Annotated in this window: 24 protein-coding genes, 1 tRNA gene and 1 pseudogene; 14 read left to right on the top strand and 12 right to left on the bottom strand. The window is 65.8% G+C overall.

Annotated elements, in window-relative coordinates:
- Window positions 1-10 precede the first annotated feature (10 nt).
- The 7 genes from AB4Y68_RS01675 to AB4Y68_RS01645 all read right to left on the bottom strand — a co-directional run bounded on the left by AB4Y68_RS01675 (window position 11) and on the right by AB4Y68_RS01645 (window position 8954).
- Complete coding sequence (locus AB4Y68_RS01675) at window positions 11-703, bottom strand: fimbrial biogenesis chaperone (protein WP_441453480.1); 693 nt, start codon at window positions 701-703, stop codon at window positions 11-13.
- A 182-nt stretch (window positions 704-885) separates the two neighbouring features.
- Entirely contained in the window at window positions 886-1482 is a 597-nt protein-coding gene (locus AB4Y68_RS01670) for a hypothetical protein (RefSeq protein ID WP_441453478.1), read from the bottom strand.
- 1046 nt (window positions 1483-2528) lie between these two features.
- A complete protein-coding gene (locus AB4Y68_RS01665) occupies window positions 2529-3203 on the bottom strand; it encodes a hypothetical protein (protein WP_441453476.1) in 675 nt (224 codons plus the stop codon).
- Window positions 3204-3227: 24 nt separating this feature from the next.
- Window positions 3228-5270, bottom strand: coding sequence for a hypothetical protein (locus AB4Y68_RS01660; protein WP_441453474.1), 2043 nt, complete (start codon window positions 5268-5270; stop codon window positions 3228-3230).
- Window positions 5270-6805, bottom strand: coding sequence for a hypothetical protein (locus AB4Y68_RS01655; protein WP_441453473.1), 1536 nt, complete (start codon window positions 6803-6805; stop codon window positions 5270-5272). The genes AB4Y68_RS01660 and AB4Y68_RS01655 overlap by 1 nt, the downstream gene beginning before the upstream one ends.
- 9 nt (window positions 6806-6814) lie before the next feature.
- Complete coding sequence (locus tag AB4Y68_RS01650) at window positions 6815-7291, bottom strand: hypothetical protein (protein WP_441453471.1); 477 nt, start codon at window positions 7289-7291, stop codon at window positions 6815-6817.
- Window positions 7292-8018: 727 nt separating this feature from the next.
- Window positions 8019-8954, bottom strand: a complete 936-nt coding sequence (locus tag AB4Y68_RS01645) for a LysR family transcriptional regulator (RefSeq protein WP_441453469.1) — start codon at window positions 8952-8954, stop codon at window positions 8019-8021.
- Window positions 8955-9485: 531 nt separating this feature from the next.
- Here AB4Y68_RS01645 and AB4Y68_RS01640 point away from each other — a divergent pair.
- The 5 genes from AB4Y68_RS01640 to benD are packed head-to-tail and all read left to right on the top strand — an operon-like array spanning window position 9486 to window position 14108.
- On the top strand, window positions 9486-10376 hold the full coding sequence (locus tag AB4Y68_RS01640; protein WP_441453467.1) for a dioxygenase family protein: 891 nt from the start codon (window positions 9486-9488) through the stop codon (window positions 10374-10376).
- Between the two features lie 27 nt (window positions 10377-10403).
- Window positions 10404-11786 carry a Rieske 2Fe-2S domain-containing protein gene (locus tag AB4Y68_RS01635; RefSeq protein ID WP_441453465.1) on the top strand — a complete coding sequence of 461 codons (1383 nt, stop codon included), beginning with the start codon at window positions 10404-10406 and terminating at the stop codon, window positions 11784-11786.
- Window positions 11783-12289, top strand: a complete 507-nt coding sequence (gene benB, locus AB4Y68_RS01630) for a benzoate 1,2-dioxygenase small subunit (RefSeq protein WP_441453463.1) — start codon at window positions 11783-11785, stop codon at window positions 12287-12289. The genes AB4Y68_RS01635 and benB overlap by 4 nt, the downstream gene beginning before the upstream one ends.
- A gap of 17 nt (window positions 12290-12306) precedes the next feature.
- The gene (gene benC, locus AB4Y68_RS01625; protein ID WP_441453461.1) at window positions 12307-13335 is read left to right on the top strand and encodes a benzoate 1,2-dioxygenase electron transfer component BenC; all 1029 of its coding nucleotides are present in this window, start codon (window positions 12307-12309) and stop codon (window positions 13333-13335) included.
- The gene (benD, locus tag AB4Y68_RS01620) at window positions 13332-14108 is read left to right on the top strand and encodes a benzoate diol dehydrogenase BenD (protein WP_441453459.1); all 777 of its coding nucleotides are present in this window, start codon (window positions 13332-13334) and stop codon (window positions 14106-14108) included. Before benC ends, benD begins: the two co-directional genes overlap by 4 nt.
- Window positions 14109-14123: 15 nt before the next feature.
- Here the strand turns inward: benD and AB4Y68_RS01615 are convergent.
- A pseudogene (locus AB4Y68_RS01615) lies at window positions 14124-14696 on the bottom strand (transposase); the annotation flags it as partial.
- On the opposite strand from AB4Y68_RS01615, the gene AB4Y68_RS01610 reads away from it, so the two are divergent.
- The gene (locus AB4Y68_RS01610; RefSeq protein ID WP_441453457.1) at window positions 14604-15260 is read left to right on the top strand and encodes a hypothetical protein; all 657 of its coding nucleotides are present in this window, start codon (window positions 14604-14606) and stop codon (window positions 15258-15260) included. The pseudogene AB4Y68_RS01615 and the gene AB4Y68_RS01610 overlap by 93 nt on opposite strands.
- Before the next feature lie 194 nt (window positions 15261-15454).
- Here AB4Y68_RS01610 and AB4Y68_RS01605 read toward each other — a convergent pair.
- Window positions 15455-15544: transfer RNA gene (locus AB4Y68_RS01605), tRNA-Ser, on the bottom strand.
- A gap of 69 nt (window positions 15545-15613) precedes the next feature.
- On the bottom strand, window positions 15614-16558 hold the full coding sequence (locus tag AB4Y68_RS01600) for a DMT family transporter (protein ID WP_441453455.1): 945 nt from the start codon (window positions 16556-16558) through the stop codon (window positions 15614-15616).
- Window positions 16559-16684: 126 nt separating this feature from the next.
- Between AB4Y68_RS01600 and AB4Y68_RS01595 the strand changes: the two genes are divergently transcribed.
- The 8 genes from AB4Y68_RS01595 to AB4Y68_RS01560 all read left to right on the top strand — a co-directional run bounded on the left by AB4Y68_RS01595 (window position 16685) and on the right by AB4Y68_RS01560 (window position 22772).
- A complete protein-coding gene (locus AB4Y68_RS01595) occupies window positions 16685-17521 on the top strand; it encodes a septal ring lytic transglycosylase RlpA family protein (RefSeq protein ID WP_441453453.1) in 837 nt (278 codons plus the stop codon).
- 37 nt (window positions 17522-17558) lie between these two features.
- Complete coding sequence (gene tmk / locus AB4Y68_RS01590) at window positions 17559-18185, top strand: dTMP kinase (RefSeq protein ID WP_441453451.1); 627 nt, start codon at window positions 17559-17561, stop codon at window positions 18183-18185.
- Entirely contained in the window at window positions 18182-19162 is a 981-nt protein-coding gene (locus tag AB4Y68_RS01585) for a DNA polymerase III subunit delta' (RefSeq protein ID WP_441453449.1), read from the top strand. The genes tmk and AB4Y68_RS01585 overlap by 4 nt, the downstream gene beginning before the upstream one ends.
- Entirely contained in the window at window positions 19159-19944 is a 786-nt protein-coding gene (locus AB4Y68_RS01580) for a TatD family hydrolase (RefSeq protein ID WP_441453447.1), read from the top strand. The genes AB4Y68_RS01585 and AB4Y68_RS01580 overlap by 4 nt, the downstream gene beginning before the upstream one ends.
- Window positions 19941-20750, top strand: a complete 810-nt coding sequence (locus tag AB4Y68_RS01575; RefSeq protein ID WP_441453445.1) for an MBL fold metallo-hydrolase — start codon at window positions 19941-19943, stop codon at window positions 20748-20750. The genes AB4Y68_RS01580 and AB4Y68_RS01575 overlap by 4 nt, the downstream gene beginning before the upstream one ends.
- Before the next feature lie 89 nt (window positions 20751-20839).
- Window positions 20840-21235, top strand: coding sequence for a cupredoxin domain-containing protein (locus AB4Y68_RS01570; RefSeq protein ID WP_441453443.1), 396 nt, complete (start codon window positions 20840-20842; stop codon window positions 21233-21235).
- A 131-nt stretch (window positions 21236-21366) separates the two neighbouring features.
- Window positions 21367-22284 (top strand): type III polyketide synthase, encoded by a 918-nt coding sequence (locus tag AB4Y68_RS01565; protein ID WP_441453441.1) that lies wholly within the window; start codon window positions 21367-21369, stop codon window positions 22282-22284.
- Window positions 22281-22772 carry an isoprenylcysteine carboxyl methyltransferase family protein gene (locus AB4Y68_RS01560; RefSeq protein ID WP_441453439.1) on the top strand — a complete coding sequence of 164 codons (492 nt, stop codon included), beginning with the start codon at window positions 22281-22283 and terminating at the stop codon, window positions 22770-22772. Before AB4Y68_RS01565 ends, AB4Y68_RS01560 begins: the two co-directional genes overlap by 4 nt.
- Window position 22773: 1 nt before the next feature.
- On the opposite strand, the gene AB4Y68_RS01555 is transcribed toward AB4Y68_RS01560, so the two are convergent.
- Both AB4Y68_RS01555 and AB4Y68_RS01550 read right to left on the bottom strand, forming a co-directional pair.
- Window positions 22774-23478: a TetR/AcrR family transcriptional regulator gene (locus tag AB4Y68_RS01555; protein ID WP_441453437.1), complete on the bottom strand. Its 705-nt coding sequence runs from the start codon at window positions 23476-23478 to the stop codon at window positions 22774-22776.
- The gene (locus AB4Y68_RS01550) at window positions 23475-24998 is read right to left on the bottom strand and encodes a carboxylesterase/lipase family protein (RefSeq protein WP_441453435.1); all 1524 of its coding nucleotides are present in this window, start codon (window positions 24996-24998) and stop codon (window positions 23475-23477) included. Before AB4Y68_RS01550 ends, AB4Y68_RS01555 begins: the two co-directional genes overlap by 4 nt.
- Window positions 24999-25089 lie beyond the last annotated feature (91 nt).

The raw sequence follows: 25089 nt of genomic DNA, 5'->3' as shown, positions 1-25089 counted from the left end.
ATGCCGCGAGCTAGACCGGGCCAAGATGCCGCAGCCTCATCGCCGCCGCGTCCGGGACGGCGCCATCGCGGGGAATAAAGAAGGTGTTGGTCTGGCCCGGCAGGAGGAAGCCGACGCCGATCGCCTTTTTCAGCGCGGCGCGGTCCATCGTAGGACCACCATCCACGATCAGTTCCTGTTCCGACATACGCGCAAAACGGGATCCCACGTTGCGGACATCAATCTCCACGCCGCGGACGCCGTCTTTTTCGGCCGGGCGAGACGCGGTGATCTGAATGTCCGGCTGCGTCCCAGGCGGAACCACATGAACGGAGATGCCGAACTGGTAGTTGATCCGAACGCCGCTCACGCCGGGCGTGATCTGGGCCGGAACTTGGGTGACGTAGACATAATAGGATTCGGATGTCGGCGGGGCCTGGCCGACCAGCCATTGCATGCGCAACGTCTGCGATGAGCCGGTGGGAATGATCGTCTGGTAGGGGAAAATGGCGAAGTCATCTTCGGCCGGAATCTGCTGTTCTTCGCCATCCACGACGACGCGTTTCATCACCGTGACCTCGAACGGCAGGTCGATGTCGGTGACATTGGTCAGTTCGACGACCGCCGAGGAGGAACTCGGAGTGAGGTAGACGACCAACGGATTAACGCGGAGGCTGGCGACTGCAAGCGCAGGCCAGACGGTCCAGATCAGGCAGCTCAGCAACAGAACGCCGCGAGAAATTAACTTCACGAATTCCCCCGAATTCACAGCCGCTGCATGTCGCGTAATATACTGAGAGCCGCTGCTCAGTTCAGCATAGAGACAAACGCGTTAACAATGACGCAAGACGCAGACGTCGTTCGGGAAGGCGCCGCAGCGACGCCCTCCCGAAGATGGCGTCAACCTTAGCTGGCGTCAGCCACGAAGGTCAGGGTCAGGGTTTCCACGAAATCGCCAGCGATCGGCGGCGTCGTGCTTGCCGGGACGTTGATGTCGAGTTGCGACGTGCCCTCGAAGGCGTCGCTTTGGAACACGCCGGAGCCGCCAGCCGCCAGGTTCACGCCGTTCTGTTGCGTGCCAGCCCCGGTCCCGATTTGCTTGATGGCGAGCGTATAGTCGAGGCTGTTGGTGAAGCCGGCAGGCGCGGTGCTGCTGTTGAGCATGGCGCCGTTGGTGGCGGTCGTCGTCCACGTGAAGTCGTCGTTGCAGAAGGTCTTGAAGCCGACCGAGAAGAACCGCTGGCTTGTGTCGCCGATGGTGGCTTGGGTCGGATCGGTCGTGTTGGCGATCGCGAACTGCCAGCTGGTGGTGACGTTGTCGCCGCTGACCGAATACGGCGTCGAAGCGCCGGCGTTGCCGCCTGCCAAGCCCGCTTGCGGCACAACGGTGCAGATCTGCTCGACCGTGCCCGTCATGGCGATGGTCGCGGTGTCGCTCGACTCAGCCAAGACCGGGGTGGCGAACAGGGTGGTGGCCATGGCGGCCATAAACAGCTTCTTCATGATGTGTCCCTTCGAAAAAATGTTCGGTTGACGGCGCAAAAACGCCGCTACTCACGCGACCTTCCGAAGGGTGTGTGCTGAATGAGTCTTTGCTCGCGACGCCCCCCTTCAACCAAAAGGTTAAGAAAGCGTTACCGGCGTAACGGCGAGATGGCAACGTCGAATAACGTCGAAACGCCATTTTTTTTCGAGCTAGTCGTCAGTTATTTATGAAATTTTCCCCTCATGGGCGAATAGTAACCTTACCGGTCGGTGGCTGCGGATAATTGTTGTCCTCGGGTCGTGGTGCTGTGGCGTTCTGGCCAATGTGACGAGGGGCCGCCTTGCGGGACAAGCCGAGCACGGGGAGGAGCCGGTATTCGGAGCCATCGGCGATGGAGATATTCATGGATCCAGCCTGGTACCAAGCCCGGCTCGACGCGCTTCGACCGGCACGCACCGTGAAGCTCGGCGATCCTGAATACGGCCGCCCAACGCACAATGGCCGTCGATCCGTCCGCTGCAGAGCCTGGTCGAAAACCTGGCCCGCGTCGTCGGCGCGCTGCGCGAGCGCGGCTATAGCCAGGGGGAGATAGCGGCCCGCCGATCTTGTCAAACCCGATACGGTGGAAGGAGGTGGCCGGCGCCGACCATATCGAGCGCGAGAGATTGGTGCGCGAGTTGGCGATGGTGACCCCCTTATGGCGACGACGCCTTGGTTGTTGGTTATCGCGGCGGGGTTCCTGGAACGCCTGCTGTCTCGACAGCCCATCGAGTAATTCTTAGCCACTGATCATTTTGAGGTGTTGGAGACCTTTAGGGGCGTCATCGCCGCCGCTTCGCTCGAGGCGCCGCCAGCGGCGGCCGGAACGCCGGGATAAGCGGACCGGGACCCACAAGCGCCGGGACCATCGGAGAAGCCGCCGTGTGGGGCGGATCAAGGATGGCGGCGGGGATGACGGCCAATCCGTTCGGAGCCCGCTAGACTGATCGCGATCAGATCGGTTGTCGATGAGGGGCGGCTGAACACGCGCGAGGCGCGCTGTGTTCGGCCGCTTTTCAAAGGCTCAGAGTTCGATCGGCTTGGCGCTCGAGGCCGTGGCGTTGGCGGGCACTTCGACGCCGCCGCGGCTGAGCAGGGTGCGCATGGGGCCGACCATGGAGCGGGTGCTCTGGACTTGGTCGCCGAGCAGGCCGGCGGCGGCGCGCAGGCTGCCCAGCTTGGTGATGTGCATGGGATTGGACTGCAGGCCGGTGATGAGGTCCGGCGCCTGTTGGGCCAGTTGGACGTTGCGCATCATGCCGATGGTGAAGTTGTAGGCGGCGTTCAGCATCATCGTGCGTTGCTGCTCGCTGGCGTTGTCGTATTTCGCCTGGAAGGTCGCCGCATCCGCCACGTTGGCGTTCACGGCCGCGACGTTGGCCTCGAAGTTTGCCTTTTGAGTCTGAAGCTCACGGAGCGACGAAGCGCCCTGGATCGCCGCGAGCTGCGCTCGGGCTTCGTCTTGCTTGCCGTCTTCGGCGACGGCGTTCGCGAGAAGCGAAGCGGCGCTCCAGACGAGTTTAGTGGTCTCGACGGTCTCGCTCAGGAAGGCGTCGGGATCGCCAGCGGAGGGGCCGGACTGAGCGCCGCCGGGCACCAGCTTGCGCAGTCCGCCCAGTTGGGCATGAGCGGAGGAGGCGTAGCCGGAGACGGCCAGGGCGCCGGTCAGAGCGACAGCCAAAAGAGACAAGGTCTTCATGAGAAGCTCCAGTTGCAGAGACGGTTAGGGATTGGGGTTCAAGGCCTTGGCCGCGCGTAAGGCGAGGTCTGAGGCGAAATCGGCCAGATCGATCTGAACAGACAGGGTCTGATGCGTGGCGTCGGCGTCCGCAGGGACGGCCGTGGCGGCAAGCGTCTGTTGCAGCCCCTGAGCGCCGACCCTTTGGTCGTTCCGTTTCAGCACATAGCCCACCGTCAGATCATAGGTGTTCTGGACGAAGGTCTGGCCCGACCGCTTCTGGCCGGTGTGGGTCAGATTGTGGACGGCTTCGAAGCACAGGTCGGCGGGCCGCACTGTCAGCGCCTTCACCTCGCGGTATTCGGGCGCGATGGAGGTGAGGGCCAGGGGGGCTGCTTCGTCGCCAAAGCGCGTCGCGTGAACCGCGCCCGGGAAGCCCGCGGCCAAGCGGTTGAAGCTGAGGGCGCGGAACAGCGGCTGTTCCGCCCCGCGGAAAACGACGACGGGATCGCCGGCGGCTGTGGCGCATTGGCCATAGCGGAAACGCGAAGCCGACAGGGAGCCGATCGTGTCGTGGGCCACCTGATCGCCTCGCCGAACTTTGGCGATCTCGACGCCGGATTGACGCGCCGTGGCGATTCCGTCGCCGAAACCGGTCACTTCCAGAGATGCGACTGGCATCCAGACATCCCCTTGAATGCCTGAAACGCGGCCGATGGAGCGCACCACATGAGCGTCCTGACCGATGCCGAGCGCGCCGGTTGGGTCGGCGATCGTGACTTCCCCGTCATCGGCTGAAGCGACAGCCAACCGTACGCGGGACGGCGTGAAGCCGGACTTGAGCGCTTCAGCGGCGCGCTTCATGGCGTTCCGGACGGCCACGTCGCGGCGCTGGGCCGTGGAGGGGGCCATGCCGTCTGCGATTTCGTCGATCTGCTGGTCCTTGCCTTCGACAGCGAAGACGGCGCGGCCGTCATGGTCGATGACCTCCAGGAAGACGCGAGCGTCCTGCACGCGGCGGTCGACGTTGCGCACGTTGGTGGCGGCCTGGACGGGCTCCAGCGGGGCGACGGTGACGCGAAGGAAGTAGTCCGGCAGGGCGGGCGGGCGACTTTCCACGCCGGCCGCCGTCAGTTGGGGCGCGCGGATGGCCGAGGCGGCCGGGTTGATCTGCACGAGAGCGAAGCCGCCCGCAGCGGACAAGGCTTCTTCCATGATGACGGCGGCGTAGCCGCGCGGCATATCGGGCGCCGTGTCAGCCACCACGACCAGCACCGAGGGCCGGCTCAGGGCGTCGAGGGGTTGGGCCACATAACGCGACAGGGTCTGTCCGACGCTGAGCGCATCCAGGGCTGGCGCGACCACGGCGTAGTGGGCGTCGGCGAACACCACGCGGGCGTCGGCGCCGATCTGGTCGCCGGGGCGCAGGCCCTTCTGCAAGCCGGCGTCGACGACGTAGAGATCGCCGTTGCGGCTGCGGACCTGGGTCGTGACCGCGTTGGGCTGGAAGCGGGTCCTGGCTTCATCGACCAGGCGCACCAGGGCGGCGTCGAAATGGCGGTCAAACTGGGCTGCGGCCTCGGCCTGATAGCCGGCGCGCTCCATCAATCCCTGGACATTGGTCGAGACCGAATGGGCGAACATGACCTCGCCGGTCAGCACATTGGTCATCAACAGAGTGACGGTGATGGGCATGTGAGTCTCGACCACGCTGGCCTTGGGCACAACCCACAGGTCGGCTCGCGAAACATGCAGCGATGCGACGAGGGTGCGCGATATCAGGGTTTCGCGCGTCATGCCCGCGGGCGGCAGCGCTGACAGGTCGCGCGTCACCTGATCTGAACCAAAGCGATCGGCGATCAAGGCGTTGAACCGTTCGCCCCAATACTGACGGCGCTCAATCGGTTCGAGCTTGTCGCACAGGGCGGGCGAGATCAGATTGTCGGTGCGGCCCGATTTTCCGCAGGCGGAATCCGCCGGGCCGAACAGACCGCGGATCGGGTACAGCCGGAGGCCGCTTTCGTCAGCGGCGGCGGTCGTCGGCGCGGCGATCACTGCAGCCAGCAGAAGGGGAGCGAGGCGCGACATCAGCAGCCGTTCAGGCAGAGGATCACGTGCTGTGGCGCGGTCTGCGACTGCATGGCGGCGAAGCTCGGATTGCCGCGCAGACGCTGGAACAGGGCGAGGTGCAGGGGCGTCGAGCCGGAATAGCGCACGTGAATGTTGATCTGTTTGGCGTCCTGCCCGAGGAAGGCGTGCTGATCGACGCCTTGGATGGCGCCGAGCGCATCGAGAAGATCGGCCTGAACCCCCATGTTCAGATCATTGCCGCGCACGGTCAGGGTGTATTCGGCCGGGGCCGATGCGGATTGGATCGCCGAGGGTTGGGCGCGGCTGACGTTGCGCCATTCGCGCTGGATCTGCGGGCCCAGCGCCGCCGCCACCTGACCGGCCAGAGCCGTGGTCAGGCGGTTTTCGCAATCGGCGCTGTTGCGGCCTGTGCCGGTCGCCTCACGGAAGGCGGAGCCGACGTTCTGGCCGGTGGCGGTGCTGTAGGCGTCCGCATTGAAGGCTCCGGTGCATTCCACCTCGCCGGTGGCGGGATGGCGACCGCCATGATTGATCTCCAGCGCGCCCGACATGAAGAAGGGCGCCGACTGGCTCTGCGCATACTGGAAGAATTGGCTCAGCTTGCCGCTGGATTGAAGTTCCGAAAACAGCGGCGTCGGGCCGGGTTGGAAGCTGGCCATCAGCGGCACAACGCTGGAAATGCCGATGTCATAGTTGACTAGGCCTTCCGTCAGGGCCGAGACAGCGGCGCGCCCTGTGGCGCTGCTGGCGGCGGACTGGAAGGTGATGCGTTGACGGAAGCGAACGTCGTCGTGGGTGCTGGCCTCGACGTTGGTGCGGTTGATCAGCGAGGTGTCGCTGGAGGAAGCGGACGACGAACGCGAGCGTTGGGCGCTGGAGCTTCTGCCCGACCCGCTGACGGCGACCGAACCCCGCGCGCCGCTGGCGCCGCCAGCGTATCGGCCTTGCGAGGACTGGCCTGACGCTGAGGACGACGACGAACCGGCGCGTTCGCGATTGCCGTACGCCAGCGCCGACTTGTCGCTGAAGGACGAGCCGCTGTCGCGATCATACTCGGTGACGATTTCGGCCGGTTGGCTGAAGTCCGGCGCGACGCCGATGGCTTCGTCGATCATCACCACGATGCGCTGCTGCTGCCTGCCGCCGCGGCGCGAAGAGGAGGCGACGCCGAGATCATCCAGCCCGCGTTGGAACCATTCGCGGTCAATGCTGGCCGACAGGGTGACGTTGAAGGCGGCGCCGACCCGTTCGGACGAGCGATCCACGATCATGTCGTTGCGGATCTGGGTAGCCAACTGGCTGACCATTTCGGGGGTGAGTTCGCTCAGGCGTTCAGCGCCGATGACCTGACGCGCGAAGGCGCGGACCAAATCGGCCTTGGCCAAGGCTTCGGCCTGAGCGCGGACGGCGTTCGTATCGCGCGTGACCGGGGCGGAGCCGCTGCCGGAAACGATTGTATTGGCTTGCGCGAGCGCGGCGGTGCTGACCGCCGCCAAGGCCATGGCGGCGGCGCAAGAGATTTTGAAGGTCATGGGGAACTCTTAGTGACGGGTGTCGAGAACGACGTCGCCGGCGCGGATGACGTCGCCGTCGGCGCTTTCGATGATTTCCACGTCGCCGGCGCGGATGTGGCTGGTGGGGCGGGTGAGCGCAGAGCCCGATGCGGCGAGGCGCGCGCGATAGGGAGCGAAGGCGCGGTGGCCGCGCACGGTGTCGAAGGCCGGCTCCGCCAGTACGTCGGCCACGTGGGGAAGCCCGGCGGCGATCGCGCGGTCCAGCGCCGCAGCGGACGCTTCGGCGTCGCCGAGGCGCGCCTGAGCGCGGGCGGCGGCGGCGTGGACCCGTTGGTCGCCGGGGAAACGGCTCTGGGCGTCGGTCGCCAGGCGGGCGGCTTCACCGTAATTCATGCGCGCGAGACCGTCATTGATCGCAGTGAGCAAGGCGTCGGCGTTGGCTTCCGCCTCTTCGGCGGCGGGCGGCGCGTCGACCTTGTTGCAGGCTGTAAGGGACGATGCCACGATCGCCGCACCCAGGGTCACGCAAACTCGGAAACGAGATTTCATATAAAAAGCTAGGCCCTTAAATCACTGGAGGCGTCTTCTTCGAGAGACGAAGTCAAGCTTGACAGTAATCTCGTAGCTTGGCTTTATCATGACGATCAGCGTTCTTCTGCGCGCCCCTTCATGAGCGACGGGGCCGCGTTGCAACCCCGGCACGGCATTGGCGACGGCGACGTCATGGGACGGCAGGGGCACCGGAGGAAAAAAGGTGTCGGCTCGGCGACGCTACTGAGCCAACATCAGCAGGAAGGGAGAGTCCGTCTCGGCGCGAACCTCAGCCAGCCTGTCCCTCGGGCAGATCCCCCTTTAGTCGAGGTCGGCCAGGGGCGCCGCGCGGGTCGGGGCGGCGGCTTCCCGATGGCGCATCTTGCGGACTTTGGCGTGAACCGATTCGTTGGCGGCGGCTTGGGCCAGCGCCCATTGGCGAGAGCCCGGCGACGCCGCGGCCTTGAGGCGTTCGATCCCGCTGAGGGCGGTGAGACTGCCCCCCCCCTGTGAGCCGCTCCAAGCTTCGGGCCCCGTCTGCGGCGGCCGCGCGGGCGGCTTGGGTTTGCGCGGCGCTCCCTCCTTTCGGAGGCCAGGCCAGAACGCTGCGATTCTCTGTATTTCCCTGTAAACAGGCGAAGGAGTTGGTTCGTGGAAACCCAACCGACGTCGGCGTTCATTGCTCCGCTCCGCGATCCATTCACCCCCGGAGGTTGATGCGGGATTCCGACAGCGCGAGCCAAGCGGGGTTCGCGGCGTACATCTGTTCGATGAGGTCCTTGATATCATCAATCCGGCCGCTGGCGTCATTGACGCGATAGCTCATGATGATGGGCGAGACGGCCTTGGGGTCATTGATCGGGCGGAAGACCACGTCGCTGCTGCGCAGCCGATGCGCGGACGCAGGGACGACCGCGACCCCGAGGCCCGAGGCCACGAGGCCCATGGCGGTCTGGAGTTCACGGACCTCGCGCGTCGCCGCTGGCGAGATGCCGGCGTCCGCCAAAAGCGACAGCACTTCGTCCGCGAAACTCGGGCGAGGCTGGGACGGGTAGAGGATCAGGGTTTCTTCGGTCAGGACCGACCACTCGACCGGGTCGCTGGTGCTGGCGAGCGGATGCTCCGCCGGAAGGGCGAGAACCAGCGCTTCTTCCCGCAAGCGAACCCGCGCGATGGCGGGGTCGGTAAGGCGGACTCGACCGAAACCGAGGTCGATACGCCCTTCCTTCAGGGCCGTGATCTGCTCGCTGGACATCATCTCGAGGATTTCGATCTGCAGGTGGGGCCAGCGCGCCCGCATCCGGCGGATGAGGTCGGGCGTGCCGCCATACAGGCTGGAGGCGACGCAGCCGATGACGAAGCGGGTCCGGCCGGTGGCGCCGATTTCCTGGGTCTGCTCCTTCAACTGCGCCAGACGCCCGAGGATCTGCAGCGCCTGGCCATAGAAGAAGCGGCCCGCCTCGGTCAGTTGCAGCGGACGGGCGCTGCGATCCAGCAGCTTGACCCCCAGTTCCGCCTCCAGGTTCTGAATCTGGCGGCTGAGCGGCGGTTGGGCGATGTGCAGTTCTTCTGCGGCGCGGCTCACATTGCGGGTGCGGGCGACGGCGACGAAATAACGAAGCTGTCTGAGTTCCATTCTACGTCCTCCGCCGAAGCGCCGCGCCGACCGACGGAAAGGGCCCGCTGACCGCCATAGCAGGCCTTGTTGGGCGGTCTGTCAAACCGTCCGACAAGAGCGCCGTTCGCTCGAAGGAAACGGCGGGCGCGGCGACGTTCATCGTGAACCTCTTCCGCCTCTTGAGGACGTGCATCGCGATCATTCACGCCCGCTGCTACCGGCGTCACCAGGCCCGATCCGTGCATGATCGAGTGACGTCGGCATGAGCGGAATGTGTCTCAAAGGTATAATAGAAGACCGCATCGGTTTTGGATTTCGATCCGGGGGGAGATTAGCACTCTGCGGATGATGTCGACCCTGCATCCTCGCCGTAAAGGGCAATCACTTCGCCAAATGCGTGGTCAAGACGGTGCTGTTCGATACCCAGGGCAAACGCTTCGACCCGTCCGTGTCGGAGTTTTGCGGCGGGCGGATGTGGGACGAAACGCGATCTCATCGACAGAATGACCGCTGAAATAGCGGCGCCATATTCTCAAGGGAGACATTCGAATGCACACCGATTTCGTCAAATCCGCTCCTGTTCAGGCTCTGCTCGACCGTGCGGCCGGCCTTGACCGCGAAGGCGGCGATGCGCGCCTGAAGGCCATCGTTCGTGACCTCACCCAGGCGGTGGCCGAGGTCATCGTCCGCTACGACATCAGCGAGGACGAGTTCTGGGGTGGCGTGAACTACCTGTCCGGCGCTGCGCCCGAGTTCGGGCTGCTGATCCCCGGCACGGGCCTTGAGCACTTCATGGACCTCTATCTGGACGCCAAGGACGCCGAGGTCGGCCGCGCCGGCGGAACGCCGCGCACCATCGAAGGCCCCCTCTATGTCGCCGGGGCGCCGCTGGTCGAGGGCGAGGTCAATCTGTCCAAGGACGCCGACGACACCTCGACTCTTCGTATGTACGGCACGGTCCGTGGACCCGACGGCGAGCCGGTGAAGGATGCGATCGTCCATGTCTGGCACGCCAACTCGAAGGGTTGGTACTCCCACTTCGACCCGACCACGGAGCAGACCCCGTTCAACAACCGGGCGCGAATCAAGCTGGGCGACGACGGCGCATACGCCTTCCACTCCAAGATGCCGGAAGGTTACGCCGTTCCGCCGCAGGGCGCGACGGATCGCCTGATGCAGGCGGTCGGGCGCCACGGCAAGCGCCCGCCCCACGTCCACTTCTTCATCGAGGCGCCGGGCTATCGGCAACTGACCACCCAGATCAATTTCGGCGACGATCCCTTCGCCAACGACGACTTCGCCTTCGCGACTCGGGAAGGGCTTCTGCCCATGCCGAACCGTCAGGGCGACACCGTGACCGTATCGTTTGATTTCGAACTGCAGATGGCGGTCGGCGAGAACGATCAAGTCCTGTCCGAGCGCACGCGCGTCGCCGCTTGAGAGCGGCGATCAGATGAGGAAATCACAATGAAGCAGACCCTGCGCGAACGCCTTGAAACCGCTGTCGTCGAGAACCCGGAACAGGGCCTGTTCCGGTGCCGTCGCGACGTTTTCACCGACGCTGAACTGTTCGAGCTGGAGATGAAGCACATCTTCGAGGGCAACTGGGTCTTTCTGGCCCACGAGAGTCAGATCCCTGAACCGAACGACTATTTCACCACCTGGATCGGCCGTCAGCCGGTCGTGGTCACGCGGGATAAGGGCGGCGAGTTGCACGCCGTGATCAACGCCTGCGCCCATCGGGGGGCCACCCTGTGCCGGCGCAAGCACGGCAACAAGGGCAGCTTCACCTGTCCCTTCCATGGCTGGACCTTCAGCAATACGGGCAAGCTTTTGAAGGTGAAGGACGGCAAGACCGGCGACTATCCGGAGAGCTTCAACACTGAAGGCTCCCACGACCTGACGCGCGTCGCCCGTTTCGAGAACTACCGCGGCTTCCTGTTCGGCAGCGTCAATCCAGATGTGAAGCCGCTGGATGAGCACCTGGGTTCGACACGAGTAATCATCGACCAGATCGTCGACCAGGCCGCCGAGGGGCTGGAAGTGCTGCGCGGCAACTCCACCTATGTCTACGACGGCAACTGGAAGCTCCAGATGGAGAACGGCGCCGACGGCTATCACGTTAGCGCCGTGCACTGGAACTACTCCGCCACCATGGGGCATCGGAACTACGAGGCCGAAGGTACCCGCACGGTGGACGCCAACGGCTGGTCCAAGAGCGTCGGCGGGGTCTACGGCTTCGACAACGGCCACATCCTGTTGTGGACCGACACGCTCAATCCGGAAGTGCGTCCGATCTACGCCCACCGCGAGGAACTGGAGCAGCGCCTCGGCAAGGCACGGGCCGACCTGATCGTGGGCCAAACGCGCAATCTCGGCCTCTATCCCAACGTCTATCTGATGGACCAGTTCTCCACCCAGATCCGGGTCGTTCGGCCGATCAGCGTCGATCAGACCGAGATCAGCATTTACTGCTTCGCGCCCAAGGGCGAGGCGGCGGCGGAGCGTGCCTTGCGCATCCGCCAGTACGAGGACTTCTTCAACGTCAGCGGCATGGGCACGCCCGACGATCTGGAGGAATTCCGCGCCTGTCAGAACGCCTATACCGGCGCGGGCGCGCTCTGGAACGACCTGAGCCGCGGCGCCGTCCACTGGGTCGAAGGCGCCGATGAGAATGCGAAGGCGATGGGGCTTGAGCCGTTGATCAGCGGCAATCGCAGCGAGGACGAGGGCCTGTTCGTGCGTCAGCACGAATACTGGGCCCAGACGCTCATCGAGGCCCTTGACCGCGATGGCGGCGGTGATGGCGGCATGGCCGCGCCCAAGCCCGCTCTGGAGGCAGCCGCATGACCGCGACCCTGAACCGCAGCCTGACGCGCGCCGAGGTCGAGGCCTTCCTCTATCGCGAAGCGCGGCTGCTTGACGACCGTCAATGGGACGAGTGGATCGCCCTTTATTCACCCCAGGTCGAATACTGGATGCCGGCCTGGGACGACGACGATCAACTGGTCGAGGATCCCCAGCAGCATATCTCGCTGATCTACTATCCCAACCGCGACGGGCTGGAGGACCGGGTCTTCCGCATCAAGACCGAACGGTCCGGCGCCAGCACGCCAGAGCCGCGAACCAGCCACAACATCTCCAATGTGGAGATCACGGAGGAGCGCGACGGCGAGCTCGATATCCGCTTCAACTGGTTCACGCTCAGCCACAGGTACAAGGACACCCTGACCTTCTTCGGGACGTCCTACTACAGCCTGGATGTCCGCGGGCCGTCGCCGCTGATCACGCGGAAGAAGATCGTTCTGAAGAACGACTACATCCGCCAGATCATCGATGTTTACCACGTCTGATTGGGCGGAGAATTAGCATGACTTACCGTATCGCGCTCAATTTCGAGGACGGCGAGACCCGTTTCATCGCGTGCAATCCCGGCGAAAAGGTTCTGGACGCCGCCTACCGGCACAAGATCAACCTGCCGATGGACTGTTCCGACGGCGTCTGCGGCACCTGCAAATGCCGCTGCGAACAGGGCGACTATGACCTGGGCGACGACTATATCGAGGACGCCCTCACCCAGGACGAGGCGGAGGAACGGATCGTCCTGACCTGCCAGATGACGCCGTCCAGCGACTGCATCATCGCCGTGCCGGTCCCGTCGTCGGCCTGCAAGGTCAAACCGGCGGCCCACGAAGGCGTCATCACATCGGTGGAGACAGCGTCGGACAGCACCGTCGTCCTGCGTCTCGCGCTCGACAATCCTGCGGGGCTGAACTTCCTGCCGGGCCAGTATGTGAATCTCGGCGTGCCAGGGGCCGAACAGCACCGTTCCTACTCCTTTAGCTCCAAGCCGGGGGCGAGCGAGGCCAGCTTCCTGATCCGGAATATTCCGGGTGGCCTGATGAGCGGCTGGCTCACGAGCAAGGCGGCGGTCGGCGACCGTATGACCTTCTTCGGCCCCAGCGGTAGCTTCTTCCTGAGGCCGGTGGATCGGCCGGTCGTCATGCTCGCGGGCGGGACGGGGCTGGCGCCCCTGCTGTCTATGCTGGAAGTGTTGGCGGATCAGGGCAGCGACCAGCCGATCCATCTGATCTATGGCGTGACCCACGACGGCGACCTGGTCGAGACCGATCGACTGGTGACTCTGAAGACGCGCCTGCCGTCCCTGACCTGGGCGGCTTGCGTCGCCGACGAGGCCAGCCAACATCCGCTCAAGGGCTATGTCACCCATCATCTGGCCGATGAGCACCTGAACGCCGGCGACTGCGACATCTATCTGTGCGGCCCCCCGCGGATGGTCGAAGCGGTGCGCGTCTTCCTGCGCGAAAAGGGCGTCACGCCCACGCACTTCCACTACGAAAAGTTCGCGCCGAGCGAGACCGAGAGGGCCGCCGCATGAGCGTCCAGGGTCGCTTCGCCGGCAAGTCTGTGGTCGTCACCGGGGCCGCCCAGGGCATTGGCCGGGGCGTGGCGCTCCGCATCGCCGCCGAGGGCGGGCGTGTCTTCCTCGTCGATCGCGCGGATTTCGTGAGCGAGGTCGCCGCCGAGGCCGGGCCCGAGGCCCGTCATTTCTGCTGCGACCTGGAAACCTACGAAGGCGCGGCAGCGGCGATGGCGGCCGCTGTCCAGGCGTTCGGCCGGATAGACATCCTGATCAACAATGTCGGCGGCGCCATCCGCATGCGGCCCTTCGCGGCGTTCGAACCGGAACAGATCGACCAGGAGATCCGCCGCTCGCTTTTCCCGACGCTCTACGGCTGCCGCGCCGTCCTGCCGACCATGCTCGACCAGGGCGGCGGCGTGATCGTCAACGTCTCCTCCAACGCCACGCGGGGCATCCGCAGGGTTCCCTATTCGGCCGCCAAGGGGGGGATCAACGCCCTGACCCAGAGCCTGGCGATGGAGTATGCGGAGCAGCGTATCCGCGTCGTCGCGACGGCTCCGGGCGGGACGTCGGCCCCGCCTCGTCGCACGCCACGGAACGCCGAGGGGGACAGCGCCCAGGAACTGGCCTGGATGGCGGAAGCCGTCGATCAGGTCACTAGCTCGGCCTTCATGAAGCGCTACGGCACGCTCGACGAACAGATCGCGCCGATCCTGTTCCTGGCCTCCGACGAGGCCAGCTACATCACAGGCGTTGTCCTGCCTGTCGCCGGCGGCGATCTGGGGTGAGCGAGGCGGTTTGAACCGTACTCTCCCGTTGAAGGATTCCACAAACCCGTTCTGGGTCGGCTTGCGGGGCGCGATGTAGTGCCAGTCGACGCCATGATCCTGGCCCAGGCCAGGATGGCCGTGGATGTGAACTCCGTGCCGTTGTCGCTGACGATCATGGCGGGACGGCCCAGCCGAGCGATCAGCGCTGTCAGCTCGCGCGCGACGCGGCGTCCCGAGCGCGCCGACTTACGGTCCGCCTTGATAATGGAGCAGGCCCGTCGCTCGCTGACGCCGAACGCCGCCTTCAGATGGGCGACGGCCTGGCGCAGCGCCGCGGGCCCTACCACTTTTTGAAAGCAGATCGTTCAGCGCCGCCTTGTCGAGCATGGCGTCGGCCAAAAGACGCTTCAGCCTGCCGTTCTCGTCTTCCAGGACCCGGAGGCGCTGGGCGTCCGACACGCTCATCCCCCCGAACTTGGCCTTCCAGGCGTAGATCGTGCCCTCCGACACGCCGTGCTTGCGCGCCAGCTCGCCCGCTTTGGCGCCGGCCTCGTTCTCCCGCAGGATCCCAATGATCTGCTCTTCCGTGAATCTCGCTCGTTTCATTCCGTCCGTCCTTTCAAGGGTCGGACTCTAGCTCCGCGTGGAGGAAATTCTCAGGGGCACGTCACTTACGCCACGGACGGCATCCTGCCCTTCATCAGCTCGATTGATGCAGGCCTGCGTTGGAACGAGACGAGCGTGCTCAACGATAGCGTCACCGGCACCACGAATTTCACCAACGTCACCTCGTCCTTCTTCCGGTCGAGCGGCGATCGATTCTCGAGCCTCATGATCGCCGGCCCGAACAATTTCAACGCCGCCTATGATCGGCGCCTATATTTTTCGGACTTCCTGATCATCGACGGCGCCCGCGCCTTCCGCGATCCCGCGGGAACGCTGGCGGAGCTCAATGCCGCGATCGCGGTCAGCAATACCGCCAACGGATCCATTGCGGAGTCCCGCGGCTCGAATCCCCGCGGCGCTCCTCGGCCGGCGGACGTAGAGACAAAGGGCGACCTGGTCTTCGCCCCCGCCGGTGAGTCAGTCTCGGTCCTCGCCGATCGTGAATCCGCGCGCCCGCAAGGCCGTCAGCAGCGCGCAGGTTTGCGCGGCGCGCTATTGTTCTGAACGCTAGGCCAGACCGCCGCGATCCCCTGTATTTCCCTGTAAACAGGCAATGAGCATCGATCGCAGAAAACCCAACCAAATTAGTTCCAATTATCATTGGAAATGTCTTCGATTTTTACTGTATCTTTGGTGCTGTTTTTACAACCAAAGCTAGGCCGTACTTAAAAAGTACTTCCTAGTTGTTGATGAGTGAGTGGCGGACAGGGTGGGATTCGAACCCACGGTAGGCTTCCACCTACGGCGGTTTTCAAGACCGCTGCCTTAAACCACTCGGCCACCTGTCCAGCGCGAGTCGAAACAGCGCGCGGAGGCTCCATAGCCGCAACCTTGGCTCTGCCCAAGCGGAAACCGCGTCAGGCCTGAGCAGCCGCGGGAGCGGTGGGGCGAGACGGGCGCGTCACCAGCCAGATGCCGGCGCAGACCAGGACCAGTGCCGCCACATAGCTCCACCGCAGCAGGGATTCGCCCAGGAAAATGGCCGACAGGGCGACGCCGAAGACGGGGATCAAGAAGTTGAAGGCCGCGATCAGTCCAACGGGATTGTGCTTAAGCAGCAGGCTCCACACCGCGAAGGCCACCGAGGACAGCAGGGCCATATAAAGCAGCAGCGCGCCCGATTGCAGGTCCAGCGCTTCCAGATGACCGCCCCCCGCCATGCCGATCCCCGTCAGGATCACCCCGCCGATGAACAACTGCCAGGCGGTCATCACCATCGGATCCATGCTGGCCGAGATTCGCTTTCCGTAGATGGACGCCGCCGCCAGCACCAAGGCGGCGATGATGACGAAGCCTTCGCCCAGCAAGCTGAAGTCGAAGCCTAGCGCGCCGCCGCCCAGGTTGACCACCACCACGCCGAGGAATCCGATCAGACAGCCGAGCGCCTTGCGTCCGCTGAGCCGGTCGTTCGCGTAGATAAAGTGGGCCAGGACCACGCTGAAGAAGACGCCGGTGGCGTTCATGATCGACGACTTCACGCCCGTGGCGTGGGCCAGGCCGATATAGAAGAAGACATACTGGATCGCCGTCTGCATCAGCCCAAGCAGAGCGACTTGGCGCATCTCTCTTCCGTTCAGGGCCAGGATCGGCTTTCGCATCGCCGCCGCGACGATCAGCAGGATCGCGCCGGCCAGGGCGAAGCGCCAGCCGGCGAACAGCATCTGGCTGGCGATGTCGCCCGGCGCGATATGCAGCAGGGCATAGCCGTTCTTGATGGCCGGATAGGCGCTGCCCCACAGAATGCAGCACAGGGTCGCCAGGGCGAAGACCCCCGAGCGGGTCTGGTAGAGGGAGGGTTTCAAGGCGCTCGCTTCAAGAACTGGGCGCGGACGCGAAAGCGTCGCTGCGACGCCGGGACGCATAGCCTCAAACGGCCTGTTAACCAAACAGGAAACGTCCTTAGCGATGATCGCCCCGAGTGACCGGGAGTGCGTAAGGCCATGATGGCGAGATTGCTTAGGGGCGCGTTGATCGCCGCCGCCTTTTCCACGCTGGCGGCCTGCGCCAGCCTTGGAGGAGGGCGCGAGGCTCCGTTGCCGCCGCCGGTCGTGACCGACCCCGCCCCCATCGTCTCGGGCACGATGCGACCCTATCAGATCCGCGGCCGTTGGTACCGCCCGGCCGAGGAGCCGAACTATGACGAGGTCGGCATAGCCTCCTGGTACGGGGCGCAGCACAACGGCCGCCCGACCTCGACCGGCGAGCGGTTCGACATGAACGCCCTGACGGCGGCGCACAAGACCCTGCCTCTGCCGAGTCTGGTCGAGGTGACGAACCGGGCCAACGGTCGCCGCGTCATCCTGCGCATCAACGACCGCGGGCCGTTCGTCGACGGGCGGATCATCGATCTGTCGCGCGCCGCCGCTGAAGAACTGGGCCTGTTGTCCCAGGGCGTGGGCGAGGTGCGGGTGCGTTATGTCGGACGCGCGCCGAGGGCAGGGGGCGGGACGTCTCTGCGGCGGGCGGAAGCCGCACCGGCGCAGCCGTCGAGGCCCTATTCGCAGCCTCTGGCGCCGATCGCGCCCGCGGTTTCGGACGGATCGGCCTATTGGGTTCAGGCTGCGGCCTTTTCCGACCGTCGGGCGGCCGTGCGAATCGCTGGCCGCCTGGGCGATCGGGCCACGGTTCAGGACCTGACCGGCGGCGGACAGCCCCTGTTTCGGGTGATCGTCGGTCCGTGGGCCGACGCCAACGCCGCCGAACAGGCCCGTCAGGCCGTGGTGGCGCGCGGGTTTGGCGACGCCCTGTTGATATCAGGTCGTTAAGGCTTGCCTGTCGCGCCGCGCTCGCCATTGTGCGCGGGTGCAGCGTGGAAAATTCATCACATTCGAGGGCGGCGAGGGCGCCGGTAAGACCACGCAGGCGCGCCTGTTGGTCGATCACCTGCGTTCGCGCGGAATCGACGTCGTCCAGACGCGCGAGCCGGGCGGTTCGCCGGGCGCCGAGGTCATCCGCAACATCGTCGTGGCCGGTGACGCCGAGCGCTGGTCGCCGCGCACCGAGACCCTGCTGATGTATGCGGCGCGCTCCGACCATCTGGAGCGCACTATTCGCCCGGCGCTGGACGAGGGCAAATGGGTCGTCTGCGACCGTTTCGCCGATTCCAGCCGCGTCTATCAGGGCGCGGGCGGCGGTGCGCCGGAAAGCCTGATCGAGGCGCTGGACGCCGCCATCGTGGCCGACGACCAGCCGGATCTGACCCTGGTGTTCGACCTGCCGGTCGAGGTCGGGCTGGAGCGCGCGTTTGGCCGCGGCCTGTTCGAGACCCGGTTCGAGTCCAAGGGCCTGGCCTTCCACCAGAAGCTTCGTGAGGGCTTCCTCGGCGTGGCGCGTCGCCACCCGGAACGCTGCGTCCTGATCGACGCGACCGGCGAGGTCGAGATCGTTTCCGAACGCCTGTGGAGCGCCGTGTCGGAGCGGCTGCTATGAGCGAACACCCGCGCGACCGGTTCGACCTGATCCCGGACGCGGCGGCCGAAGAAGCCTTTCTTGACGCCCTGGGCCGGGGACGTTTGCATCACGCCTGGCTGCTGTGCGGGGTCGAGGGCAGCGGCAAGGCGACCTTCGCCTATCGCGCCGCGCGTCGGTTGCTGGGCGCGGCTCCTGATCCGACGCGCGGACCGCTGGGCGCTGCGCCGTATGATCCGGTCAGCCAGTTGGTCTCCGCCCAGTCCCATCCCGATCTGCTGGTGCTGGAACGACTGGTCGAGGGCGGCAAGCAGAAAAAGACGATCTCGGTCGATCAGGCGCGCGACCTACCCGGTTTCTTCGCCAAGAGCCCGTCCCAGGCCCAGCATCGCGTGGCGATCATCGACGCCGCCGACGACCTGAACATCAATGCCGCCAACGCCTTGCTGAAAATTCTTGAGGAGCCGCCTGAGCGTGGCGTCCTGCTTCTGGTGACCCATGCGCCCGGTCGGCTGCTGGCCACGATCCGCTCGCGCTGCCGTCGCCTCAGCTTCCCGATCTGGACGCCGGATCAACTGGAGACCCTGGTGCGCAACCGCACGGGAGCGGAGCCCGATGACGCACGCCTCGCCGCCGACATGGCCGGCGGGTCGCCCGGCGCGGCTCTCGCCCTGTCGTCCGGCGCGATGCAGGAGGTCGACGCCCTGGCTCGCTCCTGGGTATTCGGCGACGCCGTCGATCGGGCCGAACAGCTGGCGGTCGCAGACGGTTTTCGCGGCGCCGAGGGTCAGGCCCGGTTCGAGGCCCTGATGGATCGGCTGATCGCGGCGGTGAAGGCCCGCGCACTCGAGGCGTCGGCGGGGCAGGGCGCGCGCTGGGCCGAACTGTGGACCCGACTGGCCGAACTCCCCGATCGCACGGCGGCCATCAATCTGGACCGCGCCGACGTTCTGGCCGGCGCCCTGGCCGACATCGCCCGCACCAAGGCCCTCGGATGATCATCGATAGTCACGTCAACCTGCACGCCCCTCAGTTCGACGAGGACCGCGACGCCGTCATCGCCCGCGCCCGCGAGGCGGGCGTGCGCCTGATGGTCGAGATTTCGGACAAGCTGTCGACCTTCGAGGCGACGCACGCTCTGGCCATGGCCCACGACGACATCTGGTGCACCGTCGGCGCCCATCCGCACGAGGCCAAGGACCACATCGAACTGACCGCCGATGAACTGGTCGCCCTGGCCCAGCGGCCGCGCGTTATTGGCATCGGCGAATGCGGACTGGATTTCCACTACGACCTCAGCCCGCGCGATATCCAGGCGGCGGTCTTCCGCCAGCATATCGACGCCGCGCGCCGGACCGGCCTGCCGCTGGTGGTGCATACGCGCGAAGCTGACGAGACCATGGCCGAGATCCTGCGCGAGGAACATGCGCGCGGGCCGTTCAAGCTGTTGATGCACTGCTATACTAGCGGCATTGAACTGGCTGAAACTGCGGCGGAACTTGGGGCCTGGTTCTCCGTTTCCGGCATCGCCACTTTCAAGGCGGCGGAAGACGTGCGTGAGGTCGTTCGCCGAATGCCAGAAGACCGAATCATCGTCGAAACGGATTGCCCCTATCTGGCGCCGATCCCTCATCGCGGACGGCGCAACGAACCGGCCTATGTCGGTCTGGTCCTGCAAAAGCTGGCCGAGATCCGGGGCTGGACGCCCGAGGAGGCCGAGCAGCGCACGACCGACGCCTTCTTCGCCCTGTTCGACCGCATACCCCGGCCAGCGGAATGACCGAGGCGGGCGAACTGGAGATCGTCATCCTCGGTTGCGGCTCGTCCGGCGGCGTACCGCGCGGCGACGGCGACTGGGGCGACTGCGATCCCAATGTGCCCGAAAACCAGCGCACCCGTTGTTCCATGCTGGCACGCCGTCATGGACCCAATGGGACCACCAACGTCCTGATCGACACCTCGCCCGACTTGCGTCAGCAAGCGCTGGCCGCCGGGATTCGCCACGTCGATGCGGTCCTCTACACCCATGATCATGCGGATCAGACCCACGGCATCGATGATCTTCGCGTCTTCGCCATTCATGCGCGGCGGCGGCTTCAGGCTTGGATGGACCCGGCCACGCACCACGCGCTGACGACGCGGTTCGACTATATCTTCGAGAGCCATCACGGCTATCCGGCCATTCTGGAGGCCCGGCGGATCCCGCCCCATGGTGAGGCCTGGAGCGTCGACGGCGCGGGCGGCCAAATCCCGGTCGTCACCTTCGATCAGGCGCACGGGCCGATCCGCTCGGTCGGCTATCGCCTGGGGCCTGTCGCCTATTCCAGCGACGTGTCCGATCTGAACGAGGCGGCGCTGGAGGCGGTGCGCGGCGCCGACCTGTGGATTCTCGACGCCCTGCGCTACACGCCCCATCCGACCCACGCCCATGTCGACAAGGCGTTGGACTGGATTGCGCGGGCCGACGTCGGCCGAGCCGTTCTGACCAACCTGCATATTGATTTGGATTACAGGAAGTTGTCGGCCTCTCTTCCCGATAATGTCGAGGTCGCATTCGATGGCTGGAGCCGCCGCTTCGGTCTCTGATCGGGCGGCGCGCGCGGCCATCGCACGACGGGATTGAACCGGCATCAGCAAGCGGCGTTGCATTGCTTTCCGGATGAAGGATCGACGCCATGCTCCACACGGGCCTCACGATCGCCGCCGCAGCCACCGCCTTAACCCTGACCGCGGCGTATTCTCCCGCCCCGCAAGCCGGCCCCTCCGTCATCGAGGTTCAGCTCAAGAACTATCAATTCGTCCCGTCGACTCTGCATCTGCAACGCGGCGTTCCCGTCGTGCTGCGACTGATCGACGCCCGCGGCTCCCACAGCTTCTCGGCGCCCGAACTGTTCGCGGCCTCGACGCTGGACCCGGCGACCGCTCAACTGGTTCGCAATGGAAAGGTCGAGGTCGGCGAGGGGGGCGTCGAACTGCGTCTGACGCCGAACACGCCAGGCACCTATGCCTTTCACTGCACCCATTTCATGCATTCAGCGTTCGGCATGAAGGGCACGGCGGTCGTCGATTAGTGCCGCCCCCCGTCGCCTTGCTGGCGCTGTCTACGGCGTCGCCGCCGAACATCCTACGTCAGGATGACGCCGCCGCGGCCGCTCGTTCATTGCTCCAGGACCGCTTCCCAGGTTTCGACCGGATGGCCCCGGTGTTCAGCACGGCAGGCATCGACACGCGCCAATCCGCGATGCCGATTGAATGGTTCTTCGAGGCGCGCGGCTGGCCCGAGCGGACGGAGGTCTATCTGAGGGTTGCTATCGACCTGTTCGTTGAGGCGGCGCATCGGGCGCTGGACGAGGCGGGCCTGACGGGACGCGAGGTCGACACCATCGTTACCGTGTCCTCGACCGGCATCGCCACGCCCAGTCTGGAGGCGTGCGCGATGGAGCGTATGGGGTTTCGCCCCGACGCCGCCCGCATTCCGGTCTTCGGCCTGGGCTGCGCAGGCGGGACGACGGGGCTGGGGCTGGCGAGCAAGCTGGCGCGGGCGACGCCGGGCAGCGTGGTCCTTCTGGTCGTGGTCGAGCTTTGCACCCTGTCGTTCCGGATGGACAACCTCAGCAAGGCCGACATCGTGGCCACCGCCCTGTTCGGCGACGGCGCGGCGGCCTGCGTGCTGCGGACAGGCGAGGGCGGTTTCGCCGGCATCGAGGGCGCGGCGGAACACACCTGGCCGGACACGCTGAACATCATGGGCTGGCGGGTCGGAGACACCGGATTCGGCGTCATTTTCGACCGGGCGATCCCGCCTTTCGCCAAAAACCATCTGCGGCCGGCGATGGATGAAATGCTGGCGGTGCAGGGGCTCAGCGTCGCGGGAGTGGACCGCTTCATCTGTCATCCGGGCGGGATGAAGGTCATCGACGCGCTGGAAAGCGCGCTGTCGCTCGAACCTGGACGGCTGGATCACGAGCGCGCTGTCCTGGCCGAGCATGGGAATATGTCGGCGCCGACCGTCCTCTATGTGCTGGACCGAGCCAGGCGGGCCGGTCTGCCGACGAAATCGGTCCTGGTCGCTCTGGGGCCGGGCTTCACCGCCAGCACCGTGAGCCTGAGCGCGACGTGATCCTGTCCGTCGTCATTCTGAGCCTCGTCACGGCGCAGCGTATCGGCGAACTGGTCCTGGCCCGGGAAAACACGCGGCGGCTGCTGGCGCGCGGGGCAGTCGAGACCGGCGCCGGCCACTATCCCTTCATTGTCGTACTTCACGCCGCCTGGCTGATCGGCCTATGGCTTCTGGCCTGGGATCGATCGCTGAACCTCTGGCTCCTGGCCCTCTTCATCGGCCTTCAGGCCGCGCGGGTCTGGGTCATTGCGACGCTGGGCGATCGCTGGACGACGCGGATCATAACCCTGCCGGGCGAGGCGCTGGTGCGGCGAGGGCCTTACCGCTTCGTGTCGCACCCGAACTATCTGGTGGTAGCGGTTGAAATTCTTGTCCTCCCGCTGGCCTTCGGGTTGGTGTGGTTCGCCCTGATTTTCAGTCTTCTCAACGTCGCGATGATGGCGGTCAGGATCAGCAGCGAGGCGCAGGCGCTGAGGGCTTCACATTAGGCTATCCTCGGCGGATGGCCTCGAACCCGCCGGTGAAGACAGCCTCCATGGCGTCGCAGATGGCCGCCATTTCCGAGGACCTGCACAGGCCGCCGGACAGGACGTCGATGCGACCGGTCTGGGCCAGCGACAGAGTCAGCGACCCCGACAGCAGATGGTAAAACCAGTAGATCTGGCGTTCGGGCGTTTCCGGCGCGATCCGCTTCAGCACGCCGATGAAGCGTTCGATCACCGGGTCGAAATGCTGGTGCATGGTGTCGCCGCCCCAGACCGGGGTGTTGTTCACCTGGGCCACAAGCGCCGCATAGTTCAACCAACTGGCGTCGCCGTTCTCGAACAGGACGAACAGGGGGCGCAGGAAGGCGTCGATGGCGCCGCGCACGGTCATGGCGTCGCCGTGCTCGGCCTCGTAGCGGTCCAGGCTGTCGAGACGCAGCCGGTTCACCACCTCGGCGCGGCGGCCGAAGACCGTCGAGAACAGCCGGTTCTTGTCGTCGAAATAATAGTGCAGCAGGGCCGTATCGACGCCCGCCTCCTTGGCCACGGCCTTCAGGGTAACGCCGTGGAGCCCGTCGCGCGCGAACAGGGCCTCGGCCACGTCGAGGATGCGGGTTGTCGTCTCCTCGCGGCGCTGGGCCTTGGGCTTGGGCGGGGCCTTGGCTTTGGCCGTCGCCTTGGGACGGGGCTTGGTCTCGGTGGCGGTCATCGACGCAGTCTAGCCGAGAACAACTGTTGCAGGCGATCCCGCGCCCGCAGCAGCAGGATCAGCAGCTTGCCCTTGCGCGCGTGGTGGTCCAACGCCGCCTTCCACCAGCCACGCCGCACCTCGCCGCCGGGTCGGTCGCCGAACACCATCCAGGCGTCGTCGGCGGCGACATAGGCGGGCCAGTCGGCGCCGGGCGCGCCGGTCCGGGCGAAATCGACCCAGCGGGCGTGCATGGCGGCGCTGACCGCGCGGTCGTCCTCGGTCGCGGGTGGGGCGTTGTCGGGGCGCTGGTCCAGGGTCTCGAAGACGTGGAAGATTTCGGCGGCGTGGGCGGCGCCCAGCATGGTTTCGCGCCGCGCCTCCTCGACATAGTCGAAGGCGTAGAGCCAGGCCTTAGAGCGGCGCGGCCTGGACGCAACCCAGCGCGCCGGCGCGGCGAAGGCGAAGTCGCGGAAGCCGAGGCGGATCAGTTGTTCCTCGTCGCCGTTCGCCTGCGGATAGAGACGAGCCAGCTTGGCGTTCGGCTTGATCAACTGGCCGAAGCGCTTCAGCCCGCCGCCGTAGTTGAGCAGGGAATCCTCGCCGCTGTTGACCCCGATCATCAACGGCACGTCGGCGAAGTCGCCGCGCGCGAAGGCGTTGATCGGATCACGGTCCAGCAGCCGGCCATCGATGACCGGGCCGAAGGCGCCCTCGATCGCCGTCAACCGCTCGGGCGCGACGGCGCGCAGGGCAGCGGCGTCGGGAGCAGTCAGACCCAGTGCCGTCGCCGCCGCAACGCCGCGTTCCTCGGCCATTTTCAACGGCGTGGCCGGCAGCCAGCCGCCGCCAGACTGGACGACGGCCTTGTGGAACAGGCCGCGCGCGAGCTTGGCCGTCATCAGGGCCAGGATGTCGAGGCCGCCGGCGGATTCTCCGAACAGGGTGACGTTGGCGGGATCGCCGCCGAAGGCCCCCACATGGTCGCGCACCCATTCCAGCGCCGCGATCTGATCCAGCAGGGCCTGGTTGCCCAGCGCCTCGTCGGGCGCGCCCTCGGCGCTCAGCGCCGGGTGGGCGAAGAAGCCGAGTTGGCCCAGGCGATAGTTGACGCTGATCAGCACCACGCCGTCTCGCGCAAAGGTCGCGCCGTCATAGAAGGGCAGGGAGCCGGCTCCCATCCGGTTCGATCCGCCATGCAGCCAGACCATGACTGGCGCCGGACTGGCGGTCTCGGCGGGCGCCCAGATGTTCAGCGTCAGACAGTCTTCGCCGGTCGGCTCGGGCGCGCCGCCGATGGAGACGATGTCGGTCACGTCGGCAGGGCCGGCCTGGGGCGCGGACGGCCCGAAATCCGCCGCTTCACGTATGTCGCTCCACGCGGGGAGGGGCTGCGGCGCGCGCCAGCGCAGGTCGCCTATGGGCGCGGCAGCGTAGGGGACGCCGCGAAACACGTTCGCCGGGCCTTCGCGACGACCGCGCAGGTCGCCACGCAGGGTGTGCGCGACGGGATGCGTCGTGGCTTTGGTGATTTGATCCATGTTTCGTCCCTTCGCCGCGATCTTCGTCGCGCTCGTTCATTCGAGGATGAAGAAGGCTTGGAGCTCTGTCGAGCCGCTTCGTGAAACATCA

This window comes from Brevundimonas sp. 2YAF1, assembly GCF_052114745.1.
GTDB lineage: Bacteria > Pseudomonadota > Alphaproteobacteria > Caulobacterales > Caulobacteraceae > Brevundimonas.
This window is presented reverse-complemented; position numbering and strand designations above follow the sequence as displayed.